Annotated in this window: 13 protein-coding genes; 4 read left to right on the forward strand and 9 right to left on the reverse strand. The window is 65.8% G+C overall.

Annotated elements, in window-relative coordinates; translation table 11 throughout:
- Nucleotides 1–61 precede the first annotated feature (61 nt).
- The 7 genes from ACFSCT_RS07200 to pepN form a co-directional block, all read right to left on the reverse strand.
- Nucleotides 62–1,549 carry an NAD(P)(+) transhydrogenase (Re/Si-specific) subunit beta gene (locus ACFSCT_RS07200; RefSeq protein ID WP_379141423.1) on the reverse strand — a complete coding sequence of 496 codons (1,488 nt, stop codon included), beginning with the start codon at nucleotides 1,547–1,549 and terminating at the stop codon, nucleotides 62–64.
- A 10-nt stretch (nucleotides 1,550–1,559) separates the two neighbouring features.
- Nucleotides 1,560–3,134, reverse strand: coding sequence for a Re/Si-specific NAD(P)(+) transhydrogenase subunit alpha (locus ACFSCT_RS07205; protein ID WP_379141425.1), 1,575 nt, complete (start codon nucleotides 3,132–3,134; stop codon nucleotides 1,560–1,562).
- Nucleotides 3,135–3,231: 97 nt separating this feature from the next.
- Nucleotides 3,232–3,930 carry a D-lyxose/D-mannose family sugar isomerase gene (locus ACFSCT_RS07210; RefSeq protein ID WP_379141427.1) on the reverse strand — a complete coding sequence of 233 codons (699 nt, stop codon included), beginning with the start codon at nucleotides 3,928–3,930 and terminating at the stop codon, nucleotides 3,232–3,234.
- Between the two features lie 52 nt (nucleotides 3,931–3,982).
- Nucleotides 3,983–4,429: a methyltransferase family protein gene (locus ACFSCT_RS07215; RefSeq protein WP_379141429.1), complete on the reverse strand. Its 447-nt coding sequence runs from the start codon at nucleotides 4,427–4,429 to the stop codon at nucleotides 3,983–3,985.
- Nucleotides 4,430–4,434: 5 nt separating this feature from the next.
- Nucleotides 4,435–6,573 (reverse strand): malate synthase G, encoded by a 2,139-nt coding sequence (locus ACFSCT_RS07220; protein WP_379141430.1) that lies wholly within the window; start codon nucleotides 6,571–6,573, stop codon nucleotides 4,435–4,437.
- Nucleotides 6,574–6,718: 145 nt separating this feature from the next.
- Nucleotides 6,719–7,456: an SDR family oxidoreductase gene (locus ACFSCT_RS07225; protein ID WP_379141720.1), complete on the reverse strand. Its 738-nt coding sequence runs from the start codon at nucleotides 7,454–7,456 to the stop codon at nucleotides 6,719–6,721.
- 5 nt (nucleotides 7,457–7,461) lie between these two features.
- Nucleotides 7,462–10,065, reverse strand: coding sequence for an aminopeptidase N (gene pepN, locus ACFSCT_RS07230; protein WP_379141432.1), 2,604 nt, complete (start codon nucleotides 10,063–10,065; stop codon nucleotides 7,462–7,464).
- A gap of 164 nt (nucleotides 10,066–10,229) precedes the next feature.
- Here pepN and ACFSCT_RS07235 point away from each other — a divergent pair, with 164 nt between their 5' ends.
- The gene (locus tag ACFSCT_RS07235) at nucleotides 10,230–10,958 is read left to right on the forward strand and encodes a hypothetical protein (protein WP_379141434.1); all 729 of its coding nucleotides are present in this window, start codon (nucleotides 10,230–10,232) and stop codon (nucleotides 10,956–10,958) included.
- A 415-nt stretch (nucleotides 10,959–11,373) separates the two neighbouring features.
- Here the strand turns inward: ACFSCT_RS07235 and ACFSCT_RS07240 are convergent, their stop codons facing one another.
- A complete protein-coding gene (locus ACFSCT_RS07240) occupies nucleotides 11,374–12,018 on the reverse strand; it encodes a transglycosylase SLT domain-containing protein (RefSeq protein WP_379141436.1) in 645 nt (214 codons plus the stop codon).
- A 193-nt stretch (nucleotides 12,019–12,211) separates the two neighbouring features.
- Here ACFSCT_RS07240 and gatB point away from each other — a divergent pair, with 193 nt between their 5' ends.
- The 3 genes from gatB to ACFSCT_RS07255 all read left to right on the forward strand — a co-directional run bounded on the left by gatB (nucleotide 12,212) and on the right by ACFSCT_RS07255 (nucleotide 16,153).
- Complete coding sequence (gene gatB / locus ACFSCT_RS07245) at nucleotides 12,212–13,771, forward strand: Asp-tRNA(Asn)/Glu-tRNA(Gln) amidotransferase subunit GatB (RefSeq protein ID WP_379141438.1); 1,560 nt, start codon at nucleotides 12,212–12,214, stop codon at nucleotides 13,769–13,771.
- 240 nt (nucleotides 13,772–14,011) lie between these two features.
- Nucleotides 14,012–15,496 carry an inorganic phosphate transporter gene (locus tag ACFSCT_RS07250; RefSeq protein ID WP_379141440.1) on the forward strand — a complete coding sequence of 495 codons (1,485 nt, stop codon included), beginning with the start codon at nucleotides 14,012–14,014 and terminating at the stop codon, nucleotides 15,494–15,496.
- Nucleotides 15,497–15,607: 111 nt separating this feature from the next.
- A complete protein-coding gene (locus ACFSCT_RS07255) occupies nucleotides 15,608–16,153 on the forward strand; it encodes a DUF4177 domain-containing protein (protein ID WP_379141441.1) in 546 nt (181 codons plus the stop codon).
- Nucleotides 16,154–16,327: 174 nt separating this feature from the next.
- On the opposite strand, the gene ACFSCT_RS07260 is transcribed toward ACFSCT_RS07255, so the two are convergent.
- Complete coding sequence (locus ACFSCT_RS07260; protein WP_379141442.1) at nucleotides 16,328–16,534, reverse strand: SlyX family protein; 207 nt, start codon at nucleotides 16,532–16,534, stop codon at nucleotides 16,328–16,330.
- Nucleotides 16,535–16,602 lie beyond the last annotated feature (68 nt).

The following is a 16,602-nucleotide window of genomic DNA, read 5'->3' on the forward strand; positions in this document are numbered from 1 at the left end:
TTCAAGGCCTTCGTCTCCATCGCATGCGCCATGGCCTGGTTGGCCTGAATGAAGACGCCCTCTAGTTGATCAGCGGCAGAAGCGCGTCGATCGACTGTTTCGCGTCGCCATAGAACATGCGCGTGTTCTCTTTGAAGAACAGCGGGTTCTCGATGCCGGAATAGCCGGTGCCCTGACCGCGTTTGCTGACAAAGACCTGCTTGGCTTTCCAGACCTCCAGCACCGGCATGCCGGCGATGGGGCTGTTCGGGTCGTCCTGCGCGGCCGGGTTCACGATGTCGTTCGAGCCGATGACGATGACCACGTCGGTATTCGGGAAATCCTCGTTGATCTCGTCCATTTCCAGCACGATGTCATAGGGCACCTTCGCCTCGGCCAGAAGCACGTTCATATGGCCCGGCAGGCGGCCGGCGACCGGGTGGATGGCGAAGCGGACCTTCTTGCCCGCCGCCCGCAGCTTGCGGGTCAGTTCGCTGACCGATTGCTGCGCCTGCGCCACCGCCATGCCATAGCCCGGCACGATGATGATCTCATCGGCATCGTTCAGCGCCGCCGCCACGCCCTCGGCGTCGATGGCGATCTGTTCGCCCTCGATCTCCATTGCCGGGCCGGTGGTGCCGCCGAAGCCGCCAAGGATCACGCTGACAAAGCTGCGGTTCATCGCCTTGCACATGATATAGGACAGGATCGCACCGCTTGACCCGACCAGCGCGCCGGTGACGATCAGCAGGTCGTTCGACAGGGTAAAGCCGATCATCGCCGCCGCCCAGCCGGAATAGCTGTTCAGCATCGAGACGACAACCGGCATGTCGGCGCCGCCGATGCCCATGATCAGGTGATAGCCGATGAAGAAGGCGGCAAGCGCGATCAGGATCAGCCACAGCCCGTCCGGCCCCCAGCCGGCGCAGTAAAGGATGGTGCACAAAAGCGCCAGCAGCGCCGCACCCGCGTTCAGCATATGGCCGCCCGGCAGCTTTTTCGGCTTGCCGTCGATCTTGCCCGCCAGTTTGCCGAAGGCGACGATCGAGCCGGTAAAGGTCACCGCGCCGATGAAGATGCCGAGTGCCACCTCGATCTTCAGCATGGCGATCTCGGGCGGGGTCTTGTGGGCCAGAACGGCCGCGAAACCGTGGAAGGTTTCGGCGGCGTCGGCGGCCCGGGCGCGCAGGACCCGGCCCAGTTCGATCTGGGCGTTGAAGCCGACGAATACCGCCGCCAGACCGACCAGCGAATGCATGGCGGCGACCAGTTGCGGCATCTCGGTCATCTTGACGCGGGTGGCCACGTACCAGCCGACCGCGCCGCCGATGGCGATCATCACCAGCGACAGGAACCAGTTGCCCGCGCCCGGTCCCATCAGCGTGGCGACCACGGCAAGCGCCATGCCGACGATGCCGTACCAGATCGCGCGCTTGGCGCTTTCCTGTCCGGACAGGCCACCCAGCGCCAGAATGAACAGAATGGCCGCGACCACATAGGCGGCGGTGGTAAAGCCGAAGGCCGGCAATTCCTGCATGACCTGGCTTACCGGCGAGATTTGGTTGTCCATGTCCGTCCCCTCACGACTTCTGGAACATGGCCAGCATCCGGCGCGTGACCAGGAAACCGCCAAAGATGTTGATGCCGGCCATCAGGACCGACAAAGCCGCAAGGATCACGATCAGCCAAGACCCGGATCCGATCTGCATCAGCGCGCCCACGATGATGATCGAGGAGATGGCGTTGGTGATGGCCATCAACGGCGTGTGCAGCGAGTGGCTGACGTTCCAGATCACCTGGAAGCCGATGAAAACGGCCAGAACGAAGACGATGAAATGCGACAGGAAGCTGGCCGGGGCGAACAGCCCGATCAGCAGCATGATCACCGCGCCCACGCCCAGAAGCACATATTGGTTCCGGGTTTCGGCCTTGAATGCCGCAGCCTCGGCCGCGCGCTTTTCCTCGGGGGTCAGTTCCTTCGGTTTCTCGCGCGGCTTTTGCGCCGCGATCGCCGCGACCTTGGGCGGTGGCGGCGGGAAGGTGGTGTCGCCGGCATAAGTCACCGTCGCGCCGCGAATCACGTCGTCTTCCATGTTATGGGCGACGACGCCGTCCTTGGCCGGCGTCAGGTCGGCCATCATGTGGCGGATGTTGTTCGAATAAAGCTCGGACGCCTGCGCCCCCATGCGCGAGGGGAAATCGGTATAGCCGATGATCGTCACGCCGTTCTCGGTCACAATCTTCTCGTCCGGGACGGTCAGTTCGCAGTTGCCGCCACGCTCGGCCGCAAGATCGACGATGACGCTGCCCGGTTTCATCGCCATCACCATATCCTCGGTCCACAGCTTCGGCGCGGGCCGGCCGGGGATCAGCGCGGTGGTGATGACGACATCCATGTCGGGCGCCAGCTCGCGGAATTTCTCAAGCTGCTTTTCCCGGAACTCGGGGCTGGAGGGGGCGGCGTAACCGCCCGTGGCGGCGCCGTCCTGCGCCGTTTCCTTGAAATCGAGATAGACGAATTCGGCGCCCATCGAATTGATCTGCTCGGCCACTTCCGGGCGCACGTCGAAGGCATAGACGATCGCGCCAAGCCCGCGCGCCGCCCCGATCGCGGCCAGACCGGCCACGCCGGCACCGACCACCAGCACCTTGGCGGGCTGGGTCTTGCCGGCCGCGGTCACCTGCCCGGTGAAAAACCGGCCAAAATTGTTCGCGGCCTCGATCACCGCGCGGTAGCCCGCGATATTGGCCATCGAGGACAGCGCGTCCATCTTTTGCGCGCGGCTGATCCGCGGCACCATATCCATGGCGATGGTGTTCACGCCCTGACGCCGCGCCAGATCCAGCATGTCCTTGTTCTGGCCGGGGTAGAAGAAACTGATCAGTGTCTGGCCCTCTTTCAGGCGCTTCACTTCGGCTTCGGTGGGCGGGCGGACCTTGACGATCACATCGACCTTGCCGACCAGCGCGGTGGCCGTGGGCACCACGGTGACCCCGGCTGCCTCGTAATCCGCATCCGAAATTCCCGAACCGGTGCCGGCCCCCGCCTCGACGAAAACCTCATAGCCCAGCTTTTGCAGGTGTTTGGCCGAGGCCGGGGTGACCGCCACCCGCGCTTCGCCCGGTTCGATTTCCTTCAATGCCCCGATCTTCACCGGCGTTCCCCCCGAAAAAGGTTATAAGACGTCAGCGCATGTCTAGCATCGCGCAACAATATTTCACAAGTCCGTGGAAGCATAGAATTTAGCGCTATCATACCATGCGGGGACCCAGCCACGCATCATAATCGCTGACCAGAAGATGGGTCGGCGCCTCATCCTCGTCTATTTCGGCGAAGCGGCCGATATCGGCCTCGAAGATATTATCGGTCAGGTCATCGTTCACGGTCGAAACCTCGCCCACCAGCACGGAACCGCCCTCGCCCCAGAAGGCATGCCAGTCGCCGGGCCGAAGCGTGACCGATTCCCCGGGTGCAAGGCGCAGGATGTCCCCTGCCGCGACCTTGCGCGCGATGCCGTCGCAATCGACGGTGACGCCACGGCCGTGGTCGATCGCCCCCGCCGCGTCCGAGCCGTAAAGCTGGATCGCCAGCGTCGCACCCGAGCGGTTGATGATATCCTCGGTCTTGATGACATGGGTATGCATGGGCGTGACCTGCCCTTCGCGCGAAATCAGCAGCTTCTCGGCATAGACCATGCCCCGGCTGGCGTTCAGCTCGGCCAGATCGCCGTTGCGCAGCGTGAACAGGAACAGCCCGGTCTTGCTGAAATCGCCTTGGGCGTAATCGGTGATGTCCCAGCCCATTTGTGCGTCGACGATACGCCGGGCGGCGGGCAGGTTCGCGCTGAATTCTTCCGGTGTCCAGAAGGCGAATGGCGGAAGCGCAAAGCCCCCGGCCCTGATCATCTCCTTGGCATCGGCCATGATCCGGTTGATTTCGCTGCGTTTCATCATCAGCACCCCAAAAAGATGTCGCCCGCCCGACCGCAGGGCCCGGTGCCGATTAAAGCCAGCGGCGCGTGACAGCGCAATAGGCGGCGAAATCGGCACCGTATTCGCGCGACAGCATGGCCTCTTCGGCGCGGATGAACAGCGCGTTGGCCAGAAGGATAAAGGCCGGCACCATGATCAGGCCCAATACCGCGTGGCCGGCCAGCATGATCCCGGTCAGGACCAGCGCGTCGCCCAGATAGATGGGATTGCGGCTGAAGGCGAACGGGCCCCATGTGACCAGCCGCGCCGGCTTTTGCCCCGGCATGACCGTGGTGCCGGCGCGCCGCATGATCAGCGCCGCCCAGATCATCAGCACGATCCCCGCCACGATCAGGAACGTGCCGGCCAGATCAAGACCCAAGGGCAGCCGGACCGGCACCAACCTTCCCAGCAGCCAGCCGATGACCGCGAAACCAAGAACCCAGACCTGCGGCAAACGGATCAGGGTCGCCATCATGCGGCTCAGGCCTCTTCCTTGACCTGACGGCGGCGTTGGTGAAGCACCGGCTCGGTATAGCCCGAAGGCAGGTGGCGACCCCGGAACACCAGATCGCAGGCCGCCTGAAAGGCGATGCCGTCATAGCCGGGCGCCATCGGCTTATACAGGGGATCGCCCTCGTTCTGGCGGTCCACGACCTTGGCCATCTTGCGCAATCCGTCCATGACCTGCTGTTCCGAGATCACGCCGTGATGCAGCCAGTTCGCCAGCGCCTGAGAGCTGATGCGCAGCGTGGCCCGATCCTCCATCAACCCGATGTCATGAATATCCGGCACCTTGGAACAGCCGACCCCTTGATCGACCCAGCGCACCACATAGCCCAGAATACCCTGACAGTTGTTCTCGATCTCGGCCTGAATCTCGTCGTCCGAATAATTGCGCCCCCCGGCCAGCGGAATGGTCAGCAGATCGTCCAGCCGCGCCGGGCGGTTCTCGGCCTGGATTTCCTTTTGCCGGGCGAACACGTCGACGTCATGATAATGGGTCGCATGCAGCGTCGCGGCGGTCGGGCTGGGCACCCATGCGGTATTGGCGCCGGATTTCGGGTGGCCGATCTTCTGCGCCAGCATGTCCGCCATCCTATCCGGCGCCGCCCACATGCCCTTGCCGATCTGCGCCTTGCCGGCCAGCCCGCAGGCCAGCCCGATATCGACGTTGCGATCCTCATAGGCCGAGATCCACGGCTGGGTCTTCATCTCGCCCTTGGCCAGCATCGGGCCGGCCTCGATCGAGGTGTGGATCTCGTCGCCGGTGCGGTCGAGGAAACCGGTGTTGATAAACGCGACGCGGTGGCGCGCGGCGCGGATGCATTCGGCCAGATTGGCGCTGGTCCGGCGTTCCTCGTCCATGATGCCAAGCTTGACGGTATAGCGCGGCAGGCCCAGCGTTTCCTCGACGAAATCAAAGATCTCGCTGGCAAAGGCGACCTCTTCGGGGCCGTGCATCTTGGGCTTGACCACATAGATGCTGCCGGTGACCGAGTTGCGCGAACCTTCGGTCTTTTGCAGGTCGTGCATGGCGCATAGCGTGGTCACCATGGCGTCGAGCAGCCCCTCATAAACCTCATTGCCCTTGGCATCCAGAACCGCGGGCGTGGTCATCAGGTGCCCGACGTTGCGCACCAGCATCAGCGCCCGGCCCTTGTGGGTGCGGGGCTTGCCGTCGGCGCCGGTATAAGTGACGTCGTCGTTCAGGCGGCGGGTGATGGTCTTGCCGTTCTTTTCCAGCTTTTCGGTCAGATCGCCTTTCATCAGGCCCAGCCAGTTGTGATAGGCCAGCGCCTTGTCGGGACCGTCGACCGCCGCAACCGAATCCTCGCAATCCATGATCGCCGAGATCGCCGATTCCAGCACGATATCCGAGATCCCGGCCCGATCCGAGCCGCCGACCCGGGTCGAAGGGTCGATCACCAGCTTGATCAGCAAACCGTGGTTTTGCAGGAATATCTCGGTCGGCTTCGCGGCATCGCCGTTATGGCCGGCGAATTGTGCGGGATCCTTCAGCGCCGGGACAAGCGCGCCGTCCTTGACCGAAAGCGCGTCGATATCGGCCCATGAGCCATCGGCCAGCGGCGCGGCGCGGTTCAGGAAATCGCGGCCCCAGTCGATCACGCGCTGCCCGCGCGCCGCGTCATAGCCTTTGCCGGTGGGCAGATCGCCAAGCGCGTCGGTGCCGTAAAGCGCGTCATAAAGACTGCCCCAGCGGGCGTTGGCGGCGTTCAGCGCATAGCGCGCATTCATCACCGGCACGACGAGCTGCGGGCCGGCGATGCTGGCGAATTCCGGATCGGTGTTCCGGGTGTCGATGGCGAAACTGTCGCCCTCGGGCACCAGATAACCCAGATCGGTCAGGAAATCGCGGTATTCAGCCACGTCGATCGGCTTGCCCCGGCGTTCCACATGCCATGCGTCGATCGCCGCCTGAAGGGTCTCGCGGCGGTCCAGAAGGGCGGCGTTGCGCAATCCGAAATCATGCAGCAGCCGGGCAAGTCCGGCCCAGAAGTGATCGGCGTCCACGCCGGTCCCCGGCAGCGCCTCATCGGTGATGAAACGCGCCAGTTCGTCATTCACCCGCAGGCCGGATTTCTCGATACGCGCCGCCATGACGGTCCCCCTGATCAGCTCAATTCGGTCATAGTGCTAGGGCAGCATGGCGCGGCAGGCAAGCGCCACGGTACAACCAATTGCCGAAAAGACTGTCCTCGGCACGGCGATAATCACCGCCCGCCAGAATCATCGGCCGCCGGAATCACCGCCCGCCGGTCACGTCCAGTATAGCGCCGGTGACATAGCTCGCCTTGTCCGAGCAAAGCCAGACCACGGCCTCGGCGATTTCCTCGGGCCGGCCCGCGCGCCGCATCGGCACCGTCGAAACCCAGTTCCGCAGCCGGTCCGGGTCGCCGCCCTTGCCATGGATCGGGGTTTCGATCAGGCCGGGACGGATGGCTGCGGTCCGGATGCCTTCGGTCGCCACCTCGTCGGACAGTGCCTTGGTCATCAGGTCGATCCCGGCCTTGGCCGCGGCATAATCGGCATAGACATTGGCCGAGCCAAGCCGCGCCGCGCCCGAGGACATGTTGATGATGACACCGCCCTGCCCGCCTTTCGCCGTCGACATGCGCCGCACCGCATGACCCGCGCACAGAAATGGCGCGATCAGGTTAAGGGCGAACATGCGCGCCAGCCGCGCGGCGTCCAGCTGGTCGATGCGGCGCGCCAGATCGACCGCGCCGGCATTGTTGATCAGCGCGTCGAGCCTTGGGAAACGCGCATCAAACGCCTGAAACAGCAGATCCGGCCCGTCGGGCTGTGCCAGATCGGCCTGTAGCACCTCGGCCCGCTGACCCATGTCGCGGATTTCCGCCGCCACCTTTTCGGCGCCTTCACGGTCGCCCCGGTAGTGCACGGCGATATCCCAGCCATCGGCCGCGAGTGCCAGCGCCGAAGCCGCCCCGATGCCCGAGCTTGCCCCGGTGACCAGCGCCACCCGGGTCAAGCGTCATACCCCAAAATGCGGCCGACCATTTCCGCGGTATTGCGCGACAGGCCCGGCTGTTCGGCCAGCCGCTGCAACTCGGCCCGGACCAACGCCTGCCGGGCGGGGTCATAGCGGCGGAAGGTCTCGAAGGCCGAGCACAGCCGCGCGGTGGTCTGGGGATTGACCGGGTCCAGACGCAAAAGCCAGTCGGTATAGAACCGATAGCCCGCCCCGTCGGCGCGGTGAAAGCCCGCGTGGTTCGCCGCAAGCCCGCCCAGAAGCGCCCGGAAACGGTTCGGGTTCTTCCAGTCGAAATCCGGTCGTTCGGCCAGCGCGGCGGCGATCTCGGGGGCGCGGTCGGGGCTTGCGGCCAGCGGCTGGACCATGAACCATTTGTCCATGACCAGACGGTTGGCCCCGAACTGCGCCTCCATCTGGGCAAGCGCATCCCCGGCCCGGTCGGCCTCGATCAGGGCCATCAGCGCGCCCTGCTTTTCGGTCATGTTGCCAGCACTTTCCCACAGCGCCGCCGCCCGCGCCCCGCCGTCGATCCGGTTCAGCAGCCCAAGCGCAGCCAGACGCAGCGCGCGCTGGCCCGCCGGACCGGCGTCGGGCGCGTAGGGGCCCGGCACCGCCATGGCGTCATAGGTCGCCTCCAGCGCGGCGCGGTGGGTGGTGGCGATGTCGCGGGCAAGCGCCTCGCGCGCGGCGTGGATCCGGTCGGGGTCGGGCACGTCGCCGGCGGCGTTGATCGCGGTCGCGATCTCTTCCTCGGACGGCAGGCGCAGGGCCAGCGCCCGGAATGCCGGATCGGCCGCGGTATCCGCCAGCAGCCGCCCCACGGCGGGAATATATTCGGCCGAGGGTTTTCCGCCCTGCGACATGGCGATGATGCTGTCGCGGGCCAGCGCGCGCCCGGCCTCCCACCGCGTGAACGGATCGGTGTCATGGGCCAGCAGGAACGCCTGCGTCGCCGCATCGATCGGCCGTTCCAGCATCACCGGGGCAGAAAAGCCGCGCAGGACCGAGACCACGGGCCGCGCCGCCAGACCGTCAAAGGTGAAATCCTGGCTGGCCCCGGTCATCTCGAGCACCTGCGTCGGCAGCACCTCATCGCCATTGGGCGAGATCAGGCCGACCGCGATCGGAATGACGCGCGGCGGCTTGTCCGGCTGGCCCGGCGTCGGCGGGGTCGTCTGGGTAAATCGCAGCGTCAGCCGGCCGGCATCGCCGTCCCATGCCTCGGTCATGGTCAGGCGCGGCGTGCCGGCGTCGACATACCAGCGTTTGAACTGGCTCAGGTCGCGGCCGGTGGCATCCTCGAACACCTTCAGCCAATCCTCGATCGTTGCGGCGTGGCCGTCATGGCGCTGGAAATACAGATCCAGCGCCTTGGCATAGCCGTCATCGCCCACCAGCCGCTTCAGCATGCCGATGACCTCGGCGCCCTTTTCATAGACCGTGGCGGTGTAGAAATTGTTGATTTCCTGATAGTGATCGGGGCGTGGCGGATGGGCCAGCGGACCCTGATCCTCGCGGAACTGACGCCCGCGCAGGTTCAGCACATCCTCGATCCGCTTCACCGGGGCCGAGCGCATGTCGCTGGTGAACTGCTGGTCGCGGAACACCGTCAGCCCTTCTTTCAGGCAAAGCTGGAACCAGTCGCGGCAGGTGATCCGGTTGCCGGTCCAGTTGTGGAAATACTCATGCGCGATCACCGCCTCGATCCGCTCATAATCGGTGTCGGTGGCGGTTTCGGGGCTGGCCAGCACCAGCTTGGAGTTGAAGATGTTCAGCCCCTTGTTCTCCATCGCGCCCATGTTGAAATCGTCGACGGCGACGATGTTGAACACGTCGAGGTCATATTCGCGCCCATAAACCTGTTCGTCCCAGCGCATGGATTTCTTCAGCGCCTCAAGCGCGAATCCGGCCCGGTCCTCGTCCCCCGGCCGCACCCAGACGTTCAGCGCCACCTTGCGGCCCGACATCGTGGTGAATGCGCCCGAGACCGCCCGCAGGTCCCCCGCCACCAGCGCAAACAGATAGGCGGGTTTCGGCCAGGGATCGTCCCATTCCGCCCAGCCCTCGCCCTGCCCGACCGGATTGCCGTTCGACAGGATCACCGGCTGGTCGGCGGTGATCCTGACCCGGAACGGCGCCATCACGTCGGGCCGGTCTGGATACCAGGTGATATGACGAAAGCCCTGCGCCTCGCATTGCGTGCAATAGATGCCCCCGGACAGATACAGCCCTTCCAGTGCGGTATTCGCGGCCGGGTCGATCTGAACCCGCGCGGCGAAGGTGAAGCCGCCGGGCGGCAGGGCGGCGGCCGCGATGGTCAGGGTTTCCTCGCCTCGGCTCACATGCGTCTCGTCGATCGTCTGGCCGTCGATGGTCAGCGCAAGGGTGTTCAGCCCGGCCCCGTCCAGCACCAGATCCGCCGGACCTTCCGCCCCCGGCCCGTTCTCCCCCGGCCCGAACACGAGCGTGGATTCGACCGTGGTCGCCTGCGGGGCGATGGTGAACGCCAGCCGCGTGCTGTCCAGTTTCCACGGATAGGGCCGCCAGTCGGCAAGCCGGGTTTCGGTGTGTTCTTGGCGGGTTTTTTGGGTGGGCATTGTCGGCCATCCGTATGATTGTGCGAAAAAAACTTGAAATCCGTTGGAACTTCGGGGTTGCGCTGACGTTAGACGTAGCCAGCCCGGCTCGCAACCCAAGGCCAGGGCAGCTTCTCAACACGCATGCCCAACATGCACCTGACGATGCCAATAGGAGGCGCCATATGGCTGATATTGACCCCAAGACCCGCAAAACGGAAACGACGACCACGACGGACGGCACGAATTACACCCGTACGACCTATGTCGAGCCGGTGGAAAAGCGCGCCTCGCCCCTGCCGCTGATCATCGGCATCCTGCTGGCCCTCGCGGTGGCATATTTCCTGCTGACCCGTTTCATGACCGATGAAACGCCCGCGACCACGGCTGAAACGCCGGCCACCACCAGCACGGAAACCCCGACCGCTTCGACCCCCGCCGCCGATGCCGCGAACTCGGCCGCCGATGCCGCGAATGACGCAGCGACCGCCGCCGGTGATGCCGCACGAGCCGCCGGCGACGCAGCCGGCGAGGCCGCCGATGCCGCGACCCAGGCGGCGGGCGCCGCAGCGAATGAGGCCGCGACCGCGGTCGAAAACGCGGCAGGCGATGCCGCGACGGCCGCCGGCAACGCCGCTGAGGCTGCTGGCGAAGCGGCCGGTAACGCCGCCGATGCCGCCAGCAACGCCGCCGATGCGGCGCGCGATGCGGCCGGCAATGCGATCGACGCCGCCGAATCCGCCGCGAAGGATGCCGCGAACGCGGTCGAAGAGGCCGTGACGCCCGCACCCGAGACCCCGGCACCGGCACCGACCACGCCGCCGGCCAGCACGACCCCGGCGCCCGATGCCGTGACGATCGAACCCGCGGCCCCGGCCACCGGCTCGACCACGACGCCGCCGGCGGCGAACTGATCCCCCTACGGATCCCGGGCTTTCACCAGCCCAACCACAAGGAAAACCGCCGCGCAAGACTTGCGCGGCGGTTGTCGTTTGCGAAGGTTTGACGGCGTGGTCTGGCCGAGCCGGTGGCGAACTGAGCGCGGTACGCATCCCGGGCTTTCACCGGTTTGATCACAAAGAAAACCGCCACGCAAATCCTGCGCGGCGGTGGTCGTTTGCGAAGGTCTGGTGGCGCCGGCCAGCACCACCACAGCGCCTGATGCCGTGACGATCGAACCCGCGGCCCCGGCCACCGGCTCGACCACGACGCCGCCGGCGGCGAACTGATCCCCCTACGGATCCCGGGCTTTCACCAGCCAGACCACAAAGAAAACCGCCGCACAGATCCTGCGCGGCGGTTGTCGTTTGCGAAGGTCTGGTGGCGTGGTCAGGCCGAGCCGGCGCCCGAGCAATAGCTTTGCTTGCGGGTCCAGGCCGCGATGTCGTTGCGCTTGGCGCTGTTCCGCATCGGCATCCAGTCCCGCGCGACCCCGCGCCAGCCGCCGTTTGCGCCCTGCGCGATCGCGCCGTCCCGCGACACGTTGCGCGCCATGATCTTCACCGCGCAGGCAACATTATCCTCGCCGTTCAACAAGCCGCCGTCGCAGCCGTATTGCCGGGCCGTCGCCGGCGCGATCTGCATCAGCCCCAGCCAGCGGCCGCCGCCGCCCTTGGCGGCCGGGTTATGACTGCTTTCGAATTTGGAGACCGACGAGACCAGACCCGCCCAGAACGCGCGGCGCTGGTCGGGATCGGCGCGCAGATAGGCCGGGCAGTAAAGGTTGATGTCGGCCGGGACCGTTGTGACCAGCGAAACCCCGCTTGCGCGCAGCTCATCCAGCGCGGCCTGCGTCCAGGCGTCCGATCCGCGCCGCGCGTCCCAGCGCATCACAGGTGCCGCCATGCGCATCGCGGCCGCATCGCCGGCCGCCGCCGGATTCGGTGAGCTCGCATCAATCGCCGAGGTTTCGGCCTCGCAACCCGCCAGCAAGACGATCATTGCCACTACGCCCCAGCGTCTCAATCCAGTCATCACCCGTCGGTCCGTGTTGTTTCGTCACGCTTCGCATAGCGCAATCATGCGGTCCCCGGATACGACGGCGTTGCTGACGGAATCGCGATGGGCGAAAACCTGCCGCCCTGAACAGTGGCGCGGCGCACTTGCCGGGCTGGCGCGCCTGCCCTATCAAGGCGCGAATTTTCCGATAACCACCCGAGGCCCCCCGATGCTGGACCATCTGAGCTATACCCCGCCCGCACCCAAGGTCATTCAGGGCGCGCGTGAGGATTGGGAGCTTGTGATCGGGCTCGAGGTGCACGCGCAGGTTTCCTCGAACGCCAAGCTGTTTTCGGGCGCCTCGACCGCATTCGGGTCTGAGCCGAACAACAACGTGGCCTTCGTCGATGCCGCCATGCCGGGCATGTTGCCGGTGATCAACGAATTCTGCGTGGCACAGGCGGTGAAAACCGGCCTTGGCATCAAGGCGGCGATCAACCTGACCAGCGCCTTCGACCGCAAGAACTATTTCTATCCCGACCTGCCGCAGGGTTATCAGATCAGCCAGCTTTATCACCCGATCGTCGGCGAGGGCGAGGTGATCGTGGACATGGGCCCCGGCATCGCCCGCCGCGTCAGAATCGAGCGGATCCATCTGGAACAGGACGCCGGCAAGTCGATCCACGACATGGACCCGAACATGTCCTTCGTCGACCTGAACCGCACCGGCGTCGCGCTGATGGAGATCGTCAGCCGTCCCGACATCCGCGGCCCCGAGGAAGCGGCGGCCTATGTCGCGAAACTGCGCCAGATCATGCGCTATCTGGGCACCTGCGACGGCAACATGCAGAACGGCAACCTGCGCGCCGACGTGAACGTCTCGGTCTGCCGCCCCGGCGATTACGAGAAATATCAGGAAACCCAGGATTTCAGCCATCTGGGCACCCGCTGCGAGATCAAGAACATGAACTCGCTGCGCTTCATTCAGCAGGCGATTGATTACGAGGCCCGCCGCCAGATCGCGATTCTGGAGGATGGCGGCACCGTCACTCAGGAAACCCGGCTTTACGATCCCGACCGGGGCGAGACGCGCTCGATGCGGTCCAAGGAAGAGGCGCAGGATTACCGCTATTTCCCCGATCCCGACCTGCTGCCGCTGGAGATCGAACAGGCCTGGGTCGATGGCATCGCCGCCGACATGCCCGAGCTTCCCGATGAGAAGAAAGCCCGCTTCGTCAAGGAACTGGGGCTGTCGGAATATGACGCCGGCGTGCTGACCGCCGAATTGGAAAACGCGGCCTATTTTGAAGGTGTTATCTCTGTCGCTGAGGCCGCTCGCCTACATGATGCTGGGAAATATTCTTCTGCTTTTGACAACAAACTTGCGGCGAACTGGGTCATCAACGAATTGTTCGGGCGGCTGAACAAGGAAGGTCTGACGGTCGAGACCTCGCCGGTCGGCGCGGGCCAGCTTGGCGGCATCATCGACCTGATCGCCAAGGGCGACATTTCGGGCAAGATCGCCAAGGACCTGTTCGAAATCGTCTGGACCGAGGGCGGCGATCCGGCCGAGATCGTGGACGCGCGCGGCATGAAACAGGTCACCGATCTGGGCGCGATCGAGGCCGCGGTCGACGAAATCATCGCCGCGAACCCGGCGCAGGTCGAAAAGGCCAAAGCCAACCCGAAACTCGCCGGCTGGTTCGTCGGTCAGGTGCTGAAGGCCACCGGCGGCAAGGCCAACCCGGCGGCGGTGAACGAGCTGGTTGCGAAGAAACTGGGCCTTTAGGTCCCGAATCAACGCGCCTCAGCGCCGACAGCCGGGTCGCCCGTTGGTCACCTGTTGGGCGCAGGTCGTGGGTCGCGGGTCGGGGCGATTGAAGCGCCATTGAACCACCCTTGAAGCGATGTGATAATCCCGGCCCGCGCGTGCGGTTGGGCCCGGGATCATCCCCCGGCCCCGACCGGACAGGCGACCCGATCCGTAACCGAACCCCTTCCGGCAGCTGCGCGGCAGCAAAGGCGAACCATGTCTGACAAGGATCTTGAGGCCCGGCATCTTGAAACGCTGGACCGCGACCTCGGGCGGTTCTCGAATCTGGAGATCGCGGCGGCCTATATCGCGCGGCCGCTGGTCGCGCCGGGCATCGCCCTGGTGTTCATCGTTCTGGCCGGGCTGGCGGCGGCATTTCTGCTGGGTCAGACCGGGGCCGCGCCCATCGTCGTCGCCGCAGCGGTTTTCGGGGCCTATATGGCGCTGAACATCGGCGCGAACGACGTGGCCAACAACATGGGGCCGGCGGTCGGGGCGAATGCGCTGAGCATGGGCGGCGCGATCGCCATCGCCGCCGTCTTTGAAAGCGCCGGCGCGCTGATCGCCGGGGGCGACGTGGTGTCGACCGTGGCCAAGGGCATCGTCGCGCCCGAGACGCTGGCCTCGCCCGCCGTTTTCATCTGGGCGATGATGGCGGCGCTTCTGGCCTCGGCGCTTTGGGTCAATCTGGCGACATGGATCGGCGCGCCGGTATCGACCACCCATGCGGTGGTGGGCGGCGTCATGGGCGCGGGTATCGCCGCGGCGGGTTTTGGCGCGGTGAACTGGTCGCAGATGGTCGCGATCGCCGCAAGCTGGGTCATTTCCCCGGTTCTGGGCGGCGCCATCGCGGCGGCGGTGCTGTGGTTCATCGAAACCCGGATCATATTCCAAAAGGACAAGCTGGCGGCGGCGCGGGTCTGGGTGCCGATTCTGGTCGGCATCATGGCGGGCGCTTTCGCCACCTATCTGGTGATGAAGGGGCTCAAGCAGCTTGTCCATGTCTCGCTGGGCGCGGCGCTGGTGCTGGGGCTGGCGGCAGGTCTGGGGACGTGGCTTCTCATGATCCCGGTGACGCGCCGGCAATCCCGGGGGCTTGAGAACCGGAACAAATCGCTGAAGGTGCTGTTCGGCATTCCGCTGGTGGTATCTGCCGCGCTGCTGAGTTTCGCGCATGGCGCCAATGACGTGGCGAATGCGGTCGGTCCGCTGGCGGCCATCGTGCAGACCGCGCAGACCGGCAGTATCGGCGCCGAGGTCTCGATTCCGGTCTGGGTGATGCTGATCGGCGCCTTCGGCATTTCCTTCGGCCTGTGCCTGTTCGGCCCCAAGCTGATCCGCATGGTGGGCAGCCAGATCACCAAGCTGAACCCGATGCGCGCCTATTGCGTCGCGCTCTCAGCCGCGATCACCGTCATTCTGGCCAGCGCGCTGGGGCTTCCGGTCAGTTCGACCCATATCGCCGTCGGCGCGGTTTTCGGCGTCGGCTTCTTTCGCGAATGGGACGCCGAGCGCCGCCTGCGTCTGGCGCGGATGGCCGTGCCGGAGGCAGAACGCATCCCGGCCGACGAACGCCGGCGCCGCAAGCTGGTGCGCCGTTCGCATGTGCTGACCATCGGCGCCGCATGGGTGATCACGGTTCCGGCCGCGGCGCTTCTGTCGGCAGCGCTGTTCCTGATCCTGCGGCTGATGCCGGGCTAGGATCGCCCGGGGAACCGAAAGACCGGTGACTTCCCCGTGACCGCGGCCCGCGAAACACTGGCGCGCTGCGCGGCGTTGGGGTAGGACCGCACCGACATACAGGAGCGCACGATGCAGCAGTACGAATACACCGTCGTTCCCGCGCCGCTTCGCGGGGAAAAGGCCAAGGGGCTTAAAACCACAGCCGATAGGTTCGCCCATACGCTGACCGCCACCCTGAACGCGATGGCCGCCGATGGCTGGGAATATGTGCGCGCCGAGACGCTTCCGGCCGAGGAACGCAGCGGCCTGACCGGGCGCAACACGACCTGGCAGAACCTGTTGGTGTTTCGTCGGCCGATGCCGGGCGCGGCCATCGCCGCAGCCCCTTCCACGGCGCCGTCTGCGTCCGCGTCCGCCCCGGCCGCCGTGGCTGAACCCGTCACGCCACCGGCACCCGCGCCCGTGCCCCCTGCGGCACCTTCGCCCGCGCCGGTTGCCGCACCCACACCCGCCCCCGCGCCGCAGCCGTCCGTGGCGGCCAGCAGCGGCGGGCCCCGTTTCGCCTCGCCCGTGCGGCTGAACGAAGGGCCCCGGGCGCCGGCACCATCCTCGCCGCAGGTCCCCGACCCGATCGCGCCAAGCGCGGGCCCGCGCCTCGGTCCGGCCGAGAAATAGGATCGGCCGCGCGGCCCTGGTAACTCCCGCCCCGGTAAATTCCGCCCGACAAATCTAGGCGGACGAATCCGGGCCGCCAAATTCTGCCGGACAAATCCCGCACGCCAAATCCCGTGCGAAAAATCCCGACCGGGCCGGTCACGGGGTGCGGCCAGCGGGCCTAGTAATGCGGTCCTAGTAATGCGGCGGTCGCTGATCGGCCAGCGGGATCGTGCCGCCCTGTTCGGCCTCGCGCGCGGCTTCGCGCTCCATCAGCATGCCGACGCGCGATTTCAGCCGGGTGATCTCGATCTGCTGCCGGGCGACGATGTCCGACAATTCCTCGGTCAGCCGGGTCAGATGCGCCACGGTTTCCTCCAGCCGTTCGGCCCGCTTGTCCATCCTTGCCCCTTCCGTTACACCCGCGCCAACCCGTCCCGGCGCCGCAGCCCCGTTTTCACAGCCCTGAT

The organism is Paracoccus pacificus, from assembly GCF_042680785.1.
Classification (GTDB): Bacteria; Pseudomonadota; Alphaproteobacteria; order Rhodobacterales; family Rhodobacteraceae; genus Paracoccus; species Paracoccus pacificus.